Annotated in this window: 12 protein-coding genes; 7 read left to right on the top strand and 5 right to left on the bottom strand. The window is 61.0% G+C overall.

Annotated features, from left to right (window positions below; translation table 11 throughout):
- Positions 1-142: 142 nt before the first annotated feature.
- Positions 143-1,816, top strand: coding sequence for a DEAD/DEAH box helicase (locus IF189_RS19835; protein WP_007955707.1), 1,674 nt, complete (start codon positions 143-145; stop codon positions 1,814-1,816).
- A gap of 77 nt (positions 1,817-1,893) precedes the next feature.
- Here IF189_RS19835 and IF189_RS19830 read toward each other — a convergent pair whose 3' ends face one another.
- Positions 1,894-2,661 (bottom strand): DODA-type extradiol aromatic ring-opening family dioxygenase, encoded by a 768-nt coding sequence (locus tag IF189_RS19830; RefSeq protein WP_192552136.1) that lies wholly within the window; start codon positions 2,659-2,661, stop codon positions 1,894-1,896.
- A gap of 102 nt (positions 2,662-2,763) precedes the next feature.
- On the opposite strand from IF189_RS19830, the gene IF189_RS19825 reads away from it, so the two are divergent.
- Positions 2,764-3,420, top strand: a complete 657-nt coding sequence (locus IF189_RS19825; RefSeq protein ID WP_192552135.1) for a thiopurine S-methyltransferase — start codon at positions 2,764-2,766, stop codon at positions 3,418-3,420.
- Positions 3,421-3,474: 54 nt separating this feature from the next.
- Here IF189_RS19825 and htpX read toward each other — a convergent pair whose 3' ends face one another.
- On the bottom strand, positions 3,475-4,362 hold the full coding sequence (gene htpX, locus IF189_RS19820) for a protease HtpX (protein WP_085710752.1): 888 nt from the start codon (positions 4,360-4,362) through the stop codon (positions 3,475-3,477).
- 303 nt (positions 4,363-4,665) lie between these two features.
- Positions 4,666-5,877: a pyridoxal phosphate-dependent aminotransferase gene (locus IF189_RS19815; RefSeq protein WP_085710751.1), complete on the bottom strand. Its 1,212-nt coding sequence runs from the start codon at positions 5,875-5,877 to the stop codon at positions 4,666-4,668.
- 225 nt (positions 5,878-6,102) lie between these two features.
- Here IF189_RS19815 and msrB point away from each other — a divergent pair, with 225 nt between their 5' ends.
- From msrB to IF189_RS19800, 3 genes are all read left to right on the top strand, one after another.
- Positions 6,103-6,498, top strand: a complete 396-nt coding sequence (msrB, locus tag IF189_RS19810) for a peptide-methionine (R)-S-oxide reductase MsrB (RefSeq protein ID WP_119429624.1) — start codon at positions 6,103-6,105, stop codon at positions 6,496-6,498.
- A 101-nt stretch (positions 6,499-6,599) separates the two neighbouring features.
- Positions 6,600-7,085, top strand: a complete 486-nt coding sequence (locus IF189_RS19805; RefSeq protein WP_085710750.1) for a glutathione peroxidase — start codon at positions 6,600-6,602, stop codon at positions 7,083-7,085.
- The gene (locus tag IF189_RS19800) at positions 7,082-7,543 is read left to right on the top strand and encodes a MarR family winged helix-turn-helix transcriptional regulator (RefSeq protein WP_134827658.1); all 462 of its coding nucleotides are present in this window, start codon (positions 7,082-7,084) and stop codon (positions 7,541-7,543) included. Before IF189_RS19805 ends, IF189_RS19800 begins: the two co-directional genes overlap by 4 nt.
- On the opposite strand, the gene IF189_RS19795 is transcribed toward IF189_RS19800, so the two are convergent.
- Positions 7,527-9,848 carry a response regulator gene (locus IF189_RS19795; protein WP_192552134.1) on the bottom strand — a complete coding sequence of 774 codons (2,322 nt, stop codon included), beginning with the start codon at positions 9,846-9,848 and terminating at the stop codon, positions 7,527-7,529. The two genes, IF189_RS19800 and IF189_RS19795, sit on opposite strands and share 17 nt — an antisense overlap.
- Before the next feature lie 166 nt (positions 9,849-10,014).
- Between IF189_RS19795 and IF189_RS19790 the strand changes: the two genes are divergently transcribed.
- Positions 10,015-10,905 (top strand): ATP-binding protein, encoded by an 891-nt coding sequence (locus IF189_RS19790; RefSeq protein WP_085710747.1) that lies wholly within the window; start codon positions 10,015-10,017, stop codon positions 10,903-10,905.
- The gene (locus IF189_RS19785; protein WP_085710746.1) at positions 10,902-11,384 is read left to right on the top strand and encodes a GAF domain-containing protein; all 483 of its coding nucleotides are present in this window, start codon (positions 10,902-10,904) and stop codon (positions 11,382-11,384) included. The genes IF189_RS19790 and IF189_RS19785 overlap by 4 nt, the downstream gene beginning before the upstream one ends.
- Here the strand turns inward: IF189_RS19785 and IF189_RS19780 are convergent, their stop codons facing one another.
- Entirely contained in the window at positions 11,385-14,330 is a 2,946-nt protein-coding gene (locus tag IF189_RS19780) for an HD domain-containing phosphohydrolase (RefSeq protein WP_134827656.1), read from the bottom strand.
- Between the last annotated feature and the right edge of the window lie 25 nt (positions 14,331-14,355).

Genomic DNA, 14,355 nt, shown 5'->3' with positions numbered 1-14,355 from the left:
GGCTCTTCCTTGACGATTCTTTTTCATTCATTCGTTTTCGCAAATCCCCGCCGACAAAGCTGCCAGGGCGACTCTTGAGTCTCAACACGGCATGTGCAGCTTTGGAGCATGGGTCTTTGCGGATGCACTTAGAGGCAGACCCATGACCCAGGAAATCGGCGGCTTCGCCGCTCTTGAACTTCATCCCAATATTGTCGCTGCAGTAGTCGCTACCGGCTATGAAGAGCCTTCGGCCATTCAGCAGCAGTCGATCCCGATCATCCTCGCCGGTCACGATATGATTGGTCAGGCGCAAACCGGTACCGGTAAAACCGCTGCCTTTGCCCTGCCTATCCTGCACCGCATTGATCCGTCCAAGCGCGAGCCGCAAGCTCTGATCCTGGCCCCAACTCGTGAGTTGGCGCTACAAGTTGCAACCGCTTTCGAAACCTACGCCAAGCAAATGCCGGGCGTAACTGTTGTGGCTGTCTACGGCGGCGCGCCGATGGGCCCACAATTGAAAGCAATCCGTAATGGCGCACAGATCGTTGTCGCCACTCCGGGCCGTCTGTGCGACCACCTGCGTCGCGACGAAAAAGTACTGCAGACCGTGAACCACCTGGTTCTCGACGAAGCAGACGAAATGCTCAAACTGGGCTTCATGGACGACCTCGAAGTCATCTTCAAGGCCATGCCGGAAACCCGTCAGACCGTATTGTTCTCGGCGACCCTGCCGCAATCGATCCGTGCCATCGCCGAGCGTCACCTGCGCGATCCAAAGCACGTGAAGATCCAGAGCAAGACCCAGACCGTTACCGCGATCGAACAGGCTCACCTGTTGGTTCACGCTGACCAGAAGACCTCTGCCGTTCTCAGCTTGCTGGAAGTGGAAGACTTCGACGCTCTGATCATGTTCGTGCGCACCAAGCAAGCGACCCTGGATCTGGCCAGCGCCCTCGACGCCAAAGGCTACAAAGCCGCAGCGTTGAACGGCGACATCGCCCAGAACCAGCGTGAGCGCGTGATCGACTCGCTGAAAGATGGCCGTCTGGACATCGTTGTGGCGACCGACGTAGCCGCCCGTGGTCTGGACGTTCCGCGCATCACCCACGTATTCAACGTGGACATGCCGTACGATCCGGAATCCTACGTGCACCGTATCGGCCGTACCGGCCGTGCCGGTCGCGAAGGCCGCGCGCTGCTGCTGGTGACTCCGCGTGAGCGCCGCATGCTGCAGGTTATCGAGCGTGTGACCGGTCAGAAAGTTGCCGAAGTGCGTCTGCCGGACGCCCAGGCCGTTCTCGATGCCCGCATCAAGAAACTGACCAACAGTCTGTCGCCGCTGGTGGCTGACGCCGAATCGACTCACGGTGATCTGCTGGATCGCCTGACCGCCGACATCGGTTGCACCCCGCGTGCCCTGGCTGCCGCGCTGCTGCGCAAGGCCACCAATGGTCAGGCGCTGAACCTGGCAGCGATCGAGAAGGAACGTCCACTGGTGCCGAACAGCGCTCCACGTGGCGACCGTCCTGAGCGTTCCGGTGATCGTCCGGACCGTGGTGACCGTGAGCGTCGTGCGCCGATGCCGCTGGGCGAAGGCCGTGCCCGTTGCCGTACCGCGCTGGGCGCGCGTGACGGTATCGCGGCGAAAAACCTGCTGGGCGCCATCCTCAACGAAGGTGGTCTGGCACGTGAAGCCATCGGTCGCATCCAGGTGCGTGACAGCTTCAGCCTCGTCGAGCTGCCGGAAGATGGTCTGGACAAACTCCTGACCAAACTGAAGGACACTCGCGTTGCCGGCAAGCAGCTGAAGCTGCGTCGCTACCGCGAAGATTGATCCGCCCCCGGGCTGATTGATCGAACATAAAAAATCCCCGACTGGTTCGGGGATTTTTTTTGCCTGCGATTTGGGCATCAGCCGAAGCGGTAGATGTCCATGCCCAGCGCCCCCATGGTGAACCCTTGGTGCGCAATGCTGAACTCACCGCCGGCGCCGCGGGCGAAGTACAGCGGCAGCAGATGTTCATCACTCGGATGGTTGCGCACGGCGTTCGGTGCCTGCTGGCGGTAACCGTGCAATGCGGCTTCGTCGTTGGTAGCGAGCTTGTCGACTATCCAGTCGCGGAAATCCCGCGCCCACGGCTCGACGCTTTCCGGGCCGGCATGCCAGTCCAGCTCACGCAGGTTATGGGTGATGCTGCCGGAGCCGATCAACAGAATGCCCTGGTCGCGCAGACTGGCCAATGCATGACCGACCCGGGTCTGCAACGCCGGGCCGCCACGGCTGGGCAGGGACACCTGAACCACCGGAATATCGGCCTGCGGATACATCAGCGACAGCGGAACCCACACACCATGGTCGAATGGTCGTTGCGGGTCGAGGCGTGCCGGCAGGTTGTTGGCGGTCAGCAGATCGGCGACCGCTTGCGCCAATTGCGGATTACCCGGTGCCGGGTACTGCACTTCAAACAATGCGCGGGGGAAGCCGCCGAAATCGTGCCAGGTTTCCGGTTGCGGATGGCTGCTGACCAGCAGCTCATGGCTTTCCCAATGGGCGGAAACGATGACAATGGCTTTCGGGCGTGGCAGTTCGGCGGCCAGACGCGCCAGGGCCGGGCCGCTGGCACCGGGCTCCAGCGCCAGCATGGGCGAGCCGTGAGAGATAAACAGGCTGGGAAACATGGAAGGGTTCCTGAGCGTTAAGATGGTTCATCTTCAGTCAGTTCATTGATCTAATTCCAATATAAGTTTTAACGCTTTTTGATCGAATTCTTAGGAGGAAGCATGCAGCCGGAGTTTTGGCACAAGAAGTGGGAATCGAACCAGATCGGCTTTCATCAGCCTGAGGTGAACCCTTATTTGCAGCGACATTGGTCCAATCTGGCAATCCCGGCGCAGTCGAGGGTACTGGTGCCGTTATGCGGTAAAAGCCTGGATCTGTTGTGGCTGGCCGGTCAGGGGTATCGGGTTCTCGGTGTCGAGCTGTCCGAGAAGGCTGTCGAGGACTTCTTCCGTGAGCAGCAATTGCAGCCGCAGATCAGCGGAGAGGGCGGCTTCAAGGTTTATCGGGCCGGGGCGATCGAGTTGAGGTGCGGGGATTTCTTCGCCTTGTCCGCGAGCGATGTGGCCGATTGCACGGCGCTGTATGACCGTGCGGCGCTGATCGCCTTGCCGGCGCCAATGCGTGAGCGCTATGCGGCGCATTTGTTGAACATCCTGCCGACGGGGCTGCGTGGTTTGCTGATCACGCTGGATTACGATCAGGCTCAGATGCCCGGTCCACCGTTTGCGGTGACAGATGCCGAGGTGCAGCAGCTGTTTGGTAGTGGCTGGGCGGTACAGGCGCTGGAGGAACAGGACGTGCTGAGCGAAAGCGGGAAGTTCCTGCAGGCGGGAGTGACAAGGCTGGAGGAGCGGGTTTACTGCCTTACCGCTCAGTAACAGGCACAAAAAAGGCCCGCATCACTGCGGGCCTTTCTGTTTGAGCGGGGCTGATCAGCCGCGACGACGCAGGGCGTCGATACGCTCTTCCAGCGGCGGGTGGCTCATGAACATACGGGCCAGACCCTGTTTGATGCCGCCGTTGATGCCGAAGGCGTTCAGGGTATCAGGCATGTGCACCGGCAGACCCTGTTCGGCGCGCAGGCGCTGCAATGCGTTGATCATCGCGCCCGTACCGGCCAGGCGGGCACCGGCATCGTCGGCTCGGAACTCGCGTTTGCGCGAGAACCACATCACGATCGCGCTGGCCAGAATGCCCAGCACCAGTTCGGCGAAAATGGTTGCGATGTAATAGGCCGTACCCTGGCCTTCTTCATTCTTGAAGATCACCTTGTCGACGAAGTTGCCGATGATCCGTGCGAAGAACATCACGAAGGTGTTCACCACGCCCTGGATCAGCGCCAGGGTGACCATGTCACCGTTGGCCACGTGGCCGATCTCGTGGGCCAGTACGGCCCTCACTTCGTCTTCCTTGAAGCGCTCGAGCAAGCCCTGGCTCACCGCGACCAGTGCGTCGTTCTTGTTCCAGCCGGTGGCGAACGCGTTCGCTTCGTAGGCCGGGAAAATCCCGACTTCGGGCATCTTGATCCCGGCTTCGCGGGACAGTTGCTCGACGGTCTGCATCAGCCATTGTTCGTGACGGGTGCGCGGCTGGGTAATGATCTGGGTGCTCGTGCTCATCTTCGCCATCCACTTGGAGATGAACAGCGAGAACAGCGAACCGGCGAAACCAAAGACGGCACAGAAGACCAGCAGCTGACTGAGGTTGAGGTCAACCCCGTTGGCCGCCATGAACCCGTTGAAGCCGAACAGGCTCAGGGTGATGCTGGCTATCAGCACGACCGCCAGGTTAGTGGCCAAAAACAGCAGGATGCGCATCATGGTTGTAGAAATCTCCTCAAGCTAAAGATGTAGCGTACTGCGGGGTATATAAGGCGCGGCACCGGGTGATTCAACCGAGTGACTATTTCAAACTGTGTCCTACACCGGATTCTCCGGGCATGGGAGATTTCCCACTACCGAACCCGGTATGGATGACAGGCACGGGCCACCCGGTCTCATTGCGTCAGGCACGCATGATTTGTATGAGTCGCAAGTGTAGAAGGTGCTGGAGGAGGGGCAGAGCAGAAGTGTTGCTGAATCAGACAGTGCGCAACGAAAGGCTCGTTGCGCACGGATGGCCGGTTACTGGCGGTAGGACTTGAGGAAGTTGCCGATGCGCCCGATGGCCATGTCCAGGTCATCGACCCGCGGCAGGGTCACGACGCGGAAGTGATCCGGCCACGGCCAGTTGAACGCTGTGCCCTGAACCACCAGCAGCTTTTCGGACAGCAGCAGGTCGAGGACGAATTTCTCGTCGTTGTGGATCGGGCAGATTTTCGGGTCGATCTTCGGGAATGCATACAGGGCGCCCATCGGCTTCACACAGCTCACGCCGGGAATGTCGTTGAGCAACTCCCAGGTGCGGTTGCGCTGTTCCAGCAGGCGACCTTGCGGCAGCACCAGGTCGTTGATGCTCTGATAGCCGCCGAGGGCGGTCTGGATCGCGTGCTGGCTCGGCACGTTGGCACACAGGCGCATGTTGGCCAGCATGTCGATGCCTTCGATGTAGCTGTGGGCGTTGTGTTTCGGCCCGGAAATGGCGATCCAGCCGGAACGGAAACCCGCCACGCGATACGACTTCGACAGACCGTTGAAGGTCAGGCACAGCAGATCCGGCGCCAGCGAAGCGGTGCAGATGTGCACGGCGTCGTCGTAAAGAATCTTGTCGTAGATCTCGTCGGAGAACACCACCAGGTTGTGCTGGCGGGCCAGTTCCAGCATGCCCAGCAACACTTCCTTCGAATACACCGCGCCGGTCGGGTTGTTCGGGTTGATGATCACCATGGCCTTGGTGTTCGGGGTAATCTTGGCCTTCATGTCGGCCAGGTCCGGGAACCAGTCGGCGCCTTCGTCGCACAGGTAGTGCACCGCGTTACCGCCGGCCAGGCTCACCGCTGCGGTCCACAGCGGATAGTCAGGTGCCGGGACCAGCACTTCGTCACCGTTGTTGAGCAGGGCCTGCAACGACATCACGATCAGCTCGGACACGCCGTTGCCCAGGTAGATGTCTTCGATGCCGACACCTTCGACCTGCTTCTGCTGGTAGTACTGCATGACGGCCTTGCGCGCGCTGAACAGGCCTTTGGAATCGCTGTAGCCCTGGGCGGTCGGCAGGTTGCGGATCACATCCTGGAGAATTTCGTCCGGCGCTTCGAAACCAAAGGGCGCCGGGTTGCCGATGTTCAGCTTGAGGATGCGATGACCTTCCTCTTCCAGGCGTTTGGCGTGCTTGAGCACCGGGCCGCGAATGTCGTAGCAGACGTTGGCGAGCTTGTTCGATTTGCTGAACTGCATGGCGATGTGATCCCGAAAATGAACGATCCAGGCGGCGAATGGACAACCGTGCTGGGAATCCTGCGTCTTCACACAGGCAGGCGTCTTGAGCGGCGGTTTCCAACAATCCGTTTGAACGCGCAGGATCCCGCTGCCAGACTGGCGTGTGACGAGGCGCAATCATACGTGCCGCCCGATCCGTGGAAAAGGTACAGATCGGGCTTTTTCAGCCGCTGAGGTGTGATGATGGAAAAGATAGAAAAGACTCTGGAAGAATGGCGCGCGATGCTCGACCCGGAGCAATACAACGTGTGTCGTCTCAGTGCTACCGAGCGACCGTTCTCGGGCAAATACAACGCCACCAAGACCGACGGCGTCTATCACTGCGTCTGCTGCAATGAGCCGCTATTCGATTCCAGGACCAAATTCGACTCCGGTTGCGGCTGGCCCAGCTTCTACGCGCCGATCGGCGAGAGCGCGATGACCGAAATCCGCGACACCAGCCACGGCATGATCCGCACCGAAGTGAAATGCGCCCGTTGCGACGCGCACCTCGGCCACGTATTTCCCGACGGCCCGCCGCCGACCGGTCTGCGTTACTGCATCAACTCGGTGTGCCTGGACCTGGTGCCGCGCGAATAACCGATGCGGGCGATCTTCGGATCGCCTTTCGGATAATTAAATTGCACACAATTCAATTGCTCGCTATTTTTGCAGCTTCTCAACTTCCCGGAGTGCGCACCATGAGCGATAACCTGCTGACCATCCCGTGCACCACCATCAAGGGTGAGCAAAAGACCCTGGCCGATTTCGCCGGCAAGGCAGTGCTGGTGGTCAACACTGCCAGCAAGTGCGGTTTCACCCCGCAATACAAGGGCCTTGAGGAGCTTTGGCAGACTTACAAGGATCAGGGGCTGGTGGTACTGGGCTTTCCGTGCAACCAGTTCGGCAAGCAGGAACCCGGCAACGAGGGTGCGATCAGCGAGTTCTGCGAGCTCAATTACGGCGTCAGCTTCCCGCTGTTCAAGAAGATCGAAGTCAACGGCACCGGTGCGCATCCGCTGTTCGTGCAATTGAAGAAACGCGCACCGGGTGTTCTGGGCTCCCAGGGCATCAAGTGGAACTTCACCAAATTCCTGATCGGCAAGGACGGCCAGTTGGTCAAGCGCTTCGCCCCGGCCACCAAGCCGCAGGACCTTAGCCGCGAGATCGAAGCCCTGCTCAAATGAACGATCTGTCAGCCGATGCGCTGAAGCTCGACAGTCAGTTGTGCTTCAAGCTGTACGCCGCGTCCCGGGCGGTGATCCGTGCCTACAAGCCGATGCTCGATCAGCTCGGGCTGACCTACCCGCAATATCTGGCGATGCTGGTGTTGTGGGAATGGCAGGAAGCGGCGCCGGAGCAACCGACGGTCAAGGCGCTGGGCGAGCGTCTGGCGCTGGATTCCGGGACGCTGACGCCGCTGCTCAAGCGTCTGGAGCAACTGCAACTGGTGCAGCGTCAACGTTCGGCGCGGGACGAGCGTGAGGTTCATCTGAGCCTCACGTCCCAAGGGCTGGCACTGCGCAAGCAGGTCGGGCCGTTGAAGGACCGGTTGCTGTGCGACAGTGGCGTGGACCTGGATCGGCTCAACGAGCTGCGCACCGGGCTTGATCATCTGCTGGGGCAAATCAAAGCGCTGTCGTAGTCGGTATCCACTGATCCAGCAGCGCGGCCAGTTCTTCGCGGCGGAAGGGCTTGGCCAGGTAGTCGCTCATGCCCGCCGCCCGGCAGCGCTCGCGCTCCTCGGACATGGCGTTGGCCGTCAACGCCACGATCGGCAAGTGCGGCCAGCGACCGCTCTGGCGGATCTGCCGGCTCGCTTCGTAACCGTCCATCACCGGCATGTTGCAGTCCATCAGCACCAGATCGAATTCGTGGTGTTCCAGTTGATCAAGCGCTTCTGCGCCATGGGCCGCGACGATGACATCGCAACCGAGTTTACCGAGCATGCCCTTGGCCACCAGTTGGTTGACCGGGTTGTCTTCCACCAGCAACACCCGTCCCCGACGCTGTGACGGCACGCTTTCAAGCCGCCCGCGGTCGATGGTGGTGATGTCTGGTTGCAGGGTTCTGCGCAGATTCTGATACAGCGCGTTGCGTGCCAGGGGGCGAGCCTGCTGTTGCAGCGGAGCGAGGGCGGCAGCTTCTTCGCCCGGCAGGAAACTGCCGTAAGCCGTTACCAGCAGAATCGGTGCGGTCATGGTCGGCCGCAGGCCGAACAGGCATTCGGGGCAATCCGTGATGATGATGTCCGGTGACGGGCCGAGCAGTGACGCTTCAATCGTGCGCTGCTCGTACGACAGGCCCCAGACCGGCAACAGACTGCTCAGCAGCTCTGACAGGCCGCTGGCCGCCGTGGTGATGGCAAGCACGCTGCCATGCAGTTGTGCCGGAATGACCGCGCGGGTGTGGCAGGGCAGTGGCAGTTCGGCACAGAACTGGCTGCCGAAACCGACCTCGGAGCTGATCGTCAGGCGCCCCTCCATGGCTTCGCACAGGTTGTAGGTCAGCGCCAGGCCCAGTCCGGTGCCGCCGTACTGGCGAGTGATACCGGCCCCGGCCTGGGTGAATGGCTGGAAAATCTTCACCTGGGCTTCCTGGGCAATGCCGATGCCGGTATCGCAGACTTCGATGCGCACGCCGTCCTTCCAGGTCGACAAACGCACATCGACCCGGCCGAAGCGGGTGAACTTCAGGGCGTTGGACAGCAGGTTGCTGACAATCTGCCTGACCCGGGTCGGATCGCCGAGTACCAGCGCCGGAAAGTGCGGATCGATCAGACACGTCAGCTCGACGCTTGGCGCCGCATTCTGTGACAGCAGGTTGGCGGTGTCTTCAACGAGCGAACCGAGGTCGAAGGGGATGTGCTCGAGCTCCAGTTGCCCGGCATCGAATTTCGACAGATCAAGAATATCGTTGAGCAACTCCACCAGCACCTTGCCCGAGTCGTGGGCAATCGACAGTTGCTGCTGTTGTTCGCCATTGAGCGGGCCGTCGAGGGACAGCGCGATCATGCCCAGCAGGCCGTTGAGCGGAGTGCGGATCTCGTGGCTCATGTTGGCGAGGAACGCCGAGCGGGCCTCTGCCATGTCCAGTGCGGTGCTGCGGGCGACTTCCAGTTCCTCGTTGGACTGGCTGAGGCGGGCGTTGATGGCCTTCAGTTCGGCGGTGCGTGCCGACACGATGTCTTCGAGTTGGGCGAGGTAGTCGGTGAGGCGGTTTTCCGCGGTGCGCCGTTGCTGGATTTCCGTGGCGATGTTCTCGAACTGCTGGTTGGCGACCTTCACCAGCACGCCGATCTCGTCGTTGGCGTGTCCGCCGGGGCATTCCAGAGTGGTCGGTTCGGCGCTGCGCGGATCGCGTCCGCTGAGTTCACGGATCACCCGCACCAGCGGCTTGGTCAGCATCACGTAGAACAGCGCCAGCAGGATGCCGGTCAGGATCAGGCTGCGGGCAAACCCGTTGAGCAGCGTGATTTCGGCCCGGCGCAGGAAGCGGCTGCCGAAGGCATAGGTGTCCACTTCCAGGCTTAACGTACCGAGGGATTCGTTGGGCAAGTGGTCGAGATAGAGCCGGTCTTCGAACTCGCGTTTGGCGCCGAACAGAAAGTCGCTGATCAACCGATAGCCGCTTTGCAATTCCGGGCGTTTGACGCTGGCCAGCACCGTCTGATTGTTGTCGGTCAGTTGCGCGGAAATGATGGCCGGCGAGCGCAGCAGGCCCAGCGTGAGTTCCTGGGCCAGCTCGGCATCGATGTTGTAGGCGATGCGCGAGGCCGGGTTATGGCTGATTTCCAGCAAAGACAGGATTTCACGGTTGATGGAGGCGTCTTCACTGGCATAATCGATGCCGATTTGCAGCAGACTGAGCAGCGTGCCCAGAATGAACCCGACCAGCACGGTAAGCCGGGCCTGTTTGTATGACAGCCGGTGGGTGAATTTGATATCCATGGGGTGTTGAACCACTTACGTTTCCCTTCGCTGCTCAAGCATAGTCGATCATGCATGGATACCGGAGTTCCCGCATCGCCTTGTAACAAGGGCCGGGCCGGGTGTCGAACGCTATCGGTCGTCGCTGTATCGCCATCATTACTGTGAACCAGCCCGAGGAGAAGACGTGGATTCCCGATTGAATGCTTTTCTTGAGCGCGCCGAGTCGGTTCTGGCGCGGATCGAACCGCTGCTGCCGGCGCCACGCCCGGTCATCGACTGGGGCACCTGCCTGGCTGCGCGCTGGCAGCGCGATGGTCGCAGCGGCTATCTGCTGCCGCTGGAAGTCAGCCTCGACATGCGTCTGTCGGACTTGATCGGTGTCGATCGGCAACTGGAGCAACTGGGTCGAAATACCCAGCAGTTCCTCGACGGCATGCCGGCCAACCATGCGCTGCTCTGGGGCTCGCGCGGTACCGGTAAATCCTCGCTGGTGCGAGCATTGCTGGCCGAACACGCCAAGGCCGGCCTGCGCCTGATCGAGATCGAGCGCGATCACCTGGCCGACCTGCCACGGGTGGTGGAGCAGATCGCCAAGTTGCCGCAGCGTTTCGTGCTGTTCTGCGATGACCTGTCGTTCGAATCCGGCGAAGGCGATTACCGCGTGCTGAAAAGCGTGCTGGATGGCTCGCTGGAGCAGGCGCCGGACAACGTGTTGCTGTACGCCACTTCCAACCGGCGCCACCTGGTGCCGGAAAAGGAAAGCGACAACGAAAACTGGAAGCGCGTCGACGGCGAACTGCATCCGAGCGAAGCGGTTGAAGACAAGATTGCCCTGTCGGATCGCTTTGGCCTGTGGCTGTCGTTCTATCCGTTTACCCAGGAACATTTTCTCAATGTCGTCGAACACTGGATCGGGCAACTGGCCGCCAAGGCCGGCCTGACCTGGCAGCGCGACGAACAACTGGACATTCTCGCCGTGCGCTGGGCAACCGGCCGTGGCAACCGCAACGGGCGTTGCGCGTACCAATTCGCCCGGTACTGGGTGGGACTGAAATTGCTGGAGCACAAGGCATGATTGATTTGCAACAGAGCGGCCAGGGCCTCGAAGGCTATGGCATGTTGGCCGCACAACTGGAGTCGCTGCTGGCGGACGAGCGCGATTTCATCGCCAATGCTGCGCAGTTTTCGGCGTTCCTGTTCAACCAGCTCGATGATCTGAACTGGGCCGGCTTCTACCTTAATCGCAATGAAGAACTGGTGCTCGGCCCGTTCCAGGGCCAGATCGCTTGCGTGCGTATTCCGTTCGGTCGCGGTGTGTGTGGTGCGGCGGCGGCCAGCCTGCAGACACAACGGGTCGAAGACGTTCACGCGTTCCCCGGCCACATCGCCTGTGACAGCGCGTCGAACAGCGAACTGGTGGTGCCGTTGGTCAAGGATGGTCGCCTGATCGGTGTGCTCGACCTCGACAGCCCGAAGCTTTCGCGTTTCGGCGCAGACGATCAGGCCGGAATCGAACGACTGGCAGCAATCTTCCTACGCCTGACCGACTGCTGATCACGCTGCCAGGCCCGCCTTGCGCAGCACGCCTGCGGGATCGACCGCATCGATCTGTTGCGGGTCGAGGAACCGACTGGCGTATTGCAGGTAAAGGCCTTCGCGGATGAACAGGCCGAACAGCTCGGCATCGATATGCGCCTCACGGCACATGGTGGCCATGATTCCCAGCGCCTCGCTGAGGGTCTTGGCCTTTTTGTATGGGCGGTCGGCGGCGGTCAGCGCTTCGAAGATGTCGGCAATCGCCATCATCCGTGCCGGCAGGCTCATTTCCTCGCGTTTCAAGCGTTTCGGGTAACCGGTGCCGTCCATTTTTTCGTGATGGCCGCCAGCAATTTCCGCCACGTTGTTCAGATGCCCGGGGAAGGGCAGATGGCTGAGCATCAGGATCGTCTGCACCATATGGTGATTGATGATGTATCGCTCTTCTCGGGTCAGTGTGCCGCGAGGAATGCTCAGGTTGTGGAGCTCGCCGCGGTTGTATTTGTAGCGCGGGACGTCGAGTTTGAATCCCCATGGATTGTCTTCCGGAATCAGCTCGCTGTCGGCGCGTTCGAGCAGGTGTTCGGGCTTGTCGGACAGTAACTTTTCGCTGACCGGTAGGGTCGGTGCCGGTGTGCGTGCCTGACGCCGGTTTTCCTCCCATGAAACGCCCAATCGGTCATCCAGCGTGCGTGTCCAGGTGCGCTGCGCAATGCCCTCAAGACGTTGAAGATCGGCGTCAGCCATGGCCTCACTGCCCAGGTTACAGCGGGCAACGAAACTGAAATCGTCATCCAGAGCCGCCAGCGTCGTGTCGCGCAGGCTGGCCAGTTGTCGTTCGTCCCCACCCGATGCCAGAGCTTGCCAGTAGCTGATCCAGGCATCGCGCTTGAGCACTTCGAAGCGGGTGCGGATTTCATGGATACGATCGTTCAGGGTTTCCAGTTTGGTGGCTTTGTCGACGACGTATTCCGGGGTTGTGACCTTGCCGCAGTCGTGCAGCCACGCAGCGATGTGCAAGGCTTCCCATTCATCCTCACTGGGCTGGTAGTCGCTGAAGGCCGGGGCTTCGCTCGCCGCCGCAGCGTGGGCGAGCATCAGGGTCAGTTCCGGCACGCGTTGGCAATGGCCACCGGTGTAAGGACTCTTCGCATCGATGGCGCCGGCGAGCAATTGAATGAACGCATCGAGCAGCTGTTTCTGCCGTGCTTGCAGGCGCTGGCTCTCGATGCTCACCGCCGCCGCGCCGGACACCGCTTGCAGGAAGGCGATGCGATCGGGGCGCAGTTTTTCAAGGTCGGCCGGGGTGCCGCTGTCGCTGATCAGCAATACCAGCAGACCGATTGTCTCGTTGTGCCGGTTATGCAGACGGATCCCGATCAGGTGTACGCGCGGCGTGTCCATGGCCAGCAGTACTTTTTGCAGGTCGGCAGCCTGTTCGAAGCCGAGGCTGCTCACTACGTTGTCGGCCTTCGCCAGTTGCTCAAACCAGCTGGGGCCCTGGATGGCGTCGAGGTTGTGTCCCTGGATATCGAAGGCAGCCAGCGTCTGTGAGGTGCCATCGACCACCAGTCCGTAAGGTTCCATGCGGTTGCCATCACTTTCCCGCAGGTAGATCAGCCCCGCCTGAGCCTGGGCAATCTGCACCGTTTCGAACAACACCCGTTGCAGCAGCGGGGCGAAGCGGGTTTCGGCGGTCAGGCTGTCGGTGATGCGAAAGAAGCTGGCCAGGGTGTCCTTCATCCGCGCCATCGACAGGCTCAACTGGTCGACCTCCAGCACCGGCGAGCGACGGGTCACGGGAAAGTTGAAATCGAAGCTGCGGATGGCGTCGGCTTCCTTGACCAGTGCATGCAGCGGCTTGACCAGAATCCGCGAGATCAACCAGCCCAGCGGCAGGCACAACAGCAGGGTGGCGAGGGTGATCAGCGCCCCCTGCCAACGCATGCGATAGGCATCGACCAGCAACTCGTCTTCCGGGACCAGCAAGGCCATCTGCAAACCTTTCGGACCACCTTCCTGCAGGCTGCTGCGGGCGACGATCCAGCGTCGCCCGTCAGCATTCAGGCGTTTGCCCTGATGATCGGCAGACAGCAGGGCATGCAGGCTCGGACTCAGGTCGGCTGCCTTGGCCAGACGCGCAGTACGGTCATCGACGATCAGCCGGCGGCTGTCGGGGTACGCTACGGCGTTGCCTTCAGCGTCGAAGAGGACAATTTCTGTCGCTGGCGTCACCACGTGTTTGGTCAGGGTCGCCGACAGCGCGTCGAGGGTCAGGTCGGCAGCGATCACTGCATGCTCACCGCTGCGCCGGGCGAGGGTGGTGCCGACATTGTGGGTGGAAAAGAACACGTAGGGTTCGGTGGTGATCTGCTCGTTGTGTTTTTGTGCGCCGGTGTACCAGCTTCGGCTGCGCGGGTCGTAGGCATCGTCCGGATTGTCGTGATGACCGACCGCCGACAACGCCTGATCGAAGAACAGCGACTGTGACCGGACGCCGCCATTGACGTCATGCTCGATGCTCCAGACCTGATAGGCCGCAGTGTCCGGCGCCTTGAGCAAGGTTTTCAATGATGCGGTGCGCAACGGCCGCACCATGAAGAAATCACCGTTGTCGTAACCCAGATACAACGAGGCCAGGTCCGGGTTGTCCGCCAGTGACTGGCTGAACGGTTTGAGCAGTGTCAGGCGCTGTTCAAGGGCGGAGGCCTGTGTCCCGGTGTTGTCCGCGAGCAGGCTTAGCAGGTGCCGGATCGGCGCGTAGGTCGATTGCAGATCGACGCGCACATCCAGCTCGATGCGCTCGAACAGCTTTTCGCTGCTCGACAGAATGATCTGCGTGGTCTGCCGGTAGTTGAACAGCCCCAGCACGACCCCGGTGAGCAACAGCAGAAAGGTGAACATGACGCTGATATGCACGTGCAGGGGGAGCCGGCGTTGCTCCGGGCGCAGTGGGCTGGGCATTGCGGACTCTCCGAGTTGATAAACA

The sequence above is a fragment of the Pseudomonas sp. IzPS59 genome (assembly GCF_014863505.1).
Taxonomy (GTDB): domain Bacteria; phylum Pseudomonadota; class Gammaproteobacteria; order Pseudomonadales; family Pseudomonadaceae; genus Aquipseudomonas; species Aquipseudomonas kribbensis.
This window is presented reverse-complemented; position numbering and strand designations above follow the sequence as displayed.

Excerpts from the sequence above, each read along its gene's own strand:
- IF189_RS19795 (WP_192552134.1), bottom strand. The coding sequence starts at position 9,848 with ATGGATATCAAATTCACCCACCGGCTGTCATACAAACAGGCCCGGCTT.
- msrB (WP_119429624.1), top strand. The coding sequence starts at position 6,103 with ATGGAAAAGATAGAAAAGACTCTGGAAGAATGGCGCGCGATGCTCGAC.
- IF189_RS19815 (WP_085710751.1), bottom strand. The coding sequence starts at position 5,877 with ATGCAGTTCAGCAAATCGAACAAGCTCGCCAACGTCTGCTACGACATT.
- IF189_RS19825 (WP_192552135.1), top strand. The coding sequence starts at position 2,764 with ATGCAGCCGGAGTTTTGGCACAAGAAGTGGGAATCGAACCAGATCGGC.
- IF189_RS19835 (WP_007955707.1), top strand. The coding sequence starts at position 143 with ATGACCCAGGAAATCGGCGGCTTCGCCGCTCTTGAACTTCATCCCAAT.
- htpX (WP_085710752.1), bottom strand. The coding sequence starts at position 4,362 with ATGATGCGCATCCTGCTGTTTTTGGCCACTAACCTGGCGGTCGTGCTG.
- IF189_RS19785 (WP_085710746.1), top strand. The coding sequence starts at position 10,902 with ATGATTGATTTGCAACAGAGCGGCCAGGGCCTCGAAGGCTATGGCATG.
- IF189_RS19830 (WP_192552136.1), bottom strand. The coding sequence starts at position 2,661 with ATGTTTCCCAGCCTGTTTATCTCTCACGGCTCGCCCATGCTGGCGCTG.
- IF189_RS19805 (WP_085710750.1), top strand. The coding sequence starts at position 6,600 with ATGAGCGATAACCTGCTGACCATCCCGTGCACCACCATCAAGGGTGAG.
- IF189_RS19780 (WP_134827656.1), bottom strand. The coding sequence starts at position 14,330 with ATGCCCAGCCCACTGCGCCCGGAGCAACGCCGGCTCCCCCTGCACGTG.
- IF189_RS19800 (WP_134827658.1), top strand. The coding sequence starts at position 7,082 with ATGAACGATCTGTCAGCCGATGCGCTGAAGCTCGACAGTCAGTTGTGC.